This is a genomic window from Bacillus sp. HMSC036E02 (assembly GCF_001836235.1).
Taxonomy (GTDB): domain Bacteria; phylum Bacillota; class Bacilli; order Bacillales; family Bacillaceae_G; genus Bacillus_A; species Bacillus_A cereus.
The window spans coordinates 1-2,520 of sequence record NZ_KV827859.1; the positions used below are offsets into that span (position 1 = coordinate 1).

A 2,520-nucleotide genomic window follows, 5' to 3' on the forward strand; every position below is an offset into this window, starting at 1 on the left:
AGAAAAAGCAAGAATTGAGATTTTGGAGTACCACACAAGATTGAAAAAAATAAGGGATCGATTTGGTCGTTTTCAAGGGAAAACAGATCTACGTTAATGAGTAGAGGTTTCAGAATATGCGAGGGGAAATTCCCCTTCCCTTTATTGGAAATCTTACACATTCCTTATGTTTTTTGTGCTAGTTTTATTTAATTTGATTTTTAAAGAAAAAATGAATTGACAACAAAAATAATTTTATGATATTATAAAATATTTGATAAAAAACAACATATGTGTTAAGCTTGAGAAGGTTACCATATATGGAGGTGGATTATATGTTTCAAATTGGCGATAACATTGTTTATCCAATGCACGGAGCAGGTATAATTGAAGCCATAGTAGAAAAAGAATTCTCAGGAAAAAAACAACAGTATTATGTCATAAAAATGTCAATCAGTAATATGCAAGTCATGATTCCTACGGGTAAAATATTGAATTCGAATATACGCCCAGTTACTGATATACTTGCATTAAAACACATTATACACATTTTTCAGCATGAAGAATCCTGTAAATTACTGCCGTGGAAACAAAGGCATAAAGTGAACACGGACAAAATAAAAACAGGTGAAATACAAAAAGGTACAGAAGTTGTACGGGATTTAATGCGTATGAAGAAAGAAAAAGCACTCAATACAAGCGAAAAAAAATTGTTGGATGATGCATATAGATTTTTGGTCAGTGAACTAGAATTAATTAAAGGAATCACTGAAAATCAAATAAAAAGTTTCTGTTAAGGTTCATTATAAATAATGTATTATATCCTCTGAAAACATTCTAAATCTTTCGGGAATATGATGAGTATTAAAAGCGAATCATTTCAAAGACATTCAATTTCTTCAACTCACTTTTAGAGTAGGAACCTCTTTTGTTATTACTTCAATCTAATCCATTTTTATTTTCAAATTTTTTTTACAAACGTTCGAAATTTCATCAAATAACTCAATTAAATAGTCACTTGATTTTTGCAATCCTGATTCACACTGGCACGGACGAGGAGCCGTAAGGATGAAAGAGAGGTAGGGCTTTCATTGTTTTAGGTAATATACTATCTAAGTCATTATTTCTAGAAGAAAAAACAATCAATTTAACCGCTATCTTTAAGAGTTTCTTACATCTAATGAGACAGTGTTTAGTAATTGTTTATCTTCTTTACGTAAAATTGATAAACGAACTGGTAACGCTATATGGTCAACTACAAAAAAATGGTTTCCAGACCAGGAAACCATTTTAAATTTTATTTACATACAAATAGTAAATTAAGTAATAAGAAGGAGTTCACACCTGAAAAAAATGTTAACAAAAGAATTAAGTAATGAATTAAAGAAGCGAGAAGGGATCATCTCTATTACAGTTGAGCCTTATGAAAAAATCGAAGTTGGTGGAATTCGTGTAGATGGACCAGCTGTCATTCTAATTAATCAAGAATAGCTAAAAATAGTTTCATGCAAGAAGAAAAGGATCAGCCTTTAAGAGAAGGGAGGATCCTTTTTGTTTGCTGCTACTTTTATTTAAGGTGTTGGGTTTAAAAGGAAGGAGAGGGTTTGGATTATCATGGTAGAAAGCTTAATATTGGTAGGGTTTCTTTTTACGTTATATAAATTAGTTGATAAAAAAACAAACTAATTTATATAACGATATATTGTTTCCTTTTTTAGGACGAAATGTATTTGATAGTGACATGGATAATTTAAAGGAGGAATTTAGATGGATGCAAGGAAAGAACGCATAAAATACGAAAAGATGTCAAAGAATTATGACCGTATTTATTCAGTTTCGTTTATCCTATTAATTATACTTGTTTGTAGTAGTGTAATTATCATAGGAGCTACAGGAGGAAAATATGGAGTGTTTTTATTGTTAGCAATTTTATTTAATGCACGTATTACGAAGGAATCTCAAAAAAAGTATGAGTATTATTCTAATAAAGGGCGTATTTAAAATCATACATATCCTAAAAGGAACAAACTAGATGTACATTCAAAATATCCCTTTATCATCTCCTGTTAATTGGCAAAAGTAACTTTATATAAATCATTTTTTGAGCAATGTAGAAATAGAAAACGTACCCTATTAAAATGTTATTTCCGTTCCTATAATGAATTATCCTTCTAGCATATTTATAAGATTTATATCATATATTAGTAGAAAGAATGCAAGTTAGAAAGGAGTCTTATAGAATGAGTTATTTGAAAGGAAATGACTTGAGTGAACAACATATGGTAAGTACACCTAATCCCTATGTATATCAGACATTACAATCAGTAATTGGTAAACATGTGGTTATTGAAACTGTAAGAGGTAATGTAAGAGGTAAGTTAAAAGATGTGAAACCAGATCATTTGCTTATTGAAGATACGGCGCCATATATTGTACGCATTCAACAAATTGTATGGATTATGCCAAAACAATAATCAAATTTATAAAAAAGTAATGTCATAGTCCACTAAGTAAAAACACAGGGTTTTATCTCTGTGTTTC

At 30.0% G+C, this 2,520-nt stretch carries 4 protein-coding genes; all 4 read left to right on the top strand.

Annotated features, from left to right (window positions below):
* Nucleotides 1-314: 314 nt before the first annotated feature.
* The 4 genes from HMPREF2590_RS23290 (at nucleotide 315) to HMPREF2590_RS23305 (ending at nucleotide 2,453) form a co-directional block, all read left to right on the top strand.
* Nucleotides 315-776: a CarD family transcriptional regulator gene (locus tag HMPREF2590_RS23290; protein WP_000486321.1), complete on the top strand. Its 462-nt coding sequence runs from the start codon at nucleotides 315-317 to the stop codon at nucleotides 774-776.
* Between the two features lie 547 nt (nucleotides 777-1,323).
* Complete coding sequence (locus HMPREF2590_RS23295; protein ID WP_000738547.1) at nucleotides 1,324-1,470, top strand: BC1881 family protein; 147 nt, start codon at nucleotides 1,324-1,326, stop codon at nucleotides 1,468-1,470.
* Between the two features lie 276 nt (nucleotides 1,471-1,746).
* Complete coding sequence (locus tag HMPREF2590_RS23300; RefSeq protein WP_000340037.1) at nucleotides 1,747-1,980, top strand: hypothetical protein; 234 nt, start codon at nucleotides 1,747-1,749, stop codon at nucleotides 1,978-1,980.
* 239 nt (nucleotides 1,981-2,219) lie between these two features.
* Nucleotides 2,220-2,453, top strand: a complete 234-nt coding sequence (locus HMPREF2590_RS23305) for a YuzF family protein (protein ID WP_000120889.1) — start codon at nucleotides 2,220-2,222, stop codon at nucleotides 2,451-2,453.
* Nucleotides 2,454-2,520: the final 67 nt, after the last annotated feature.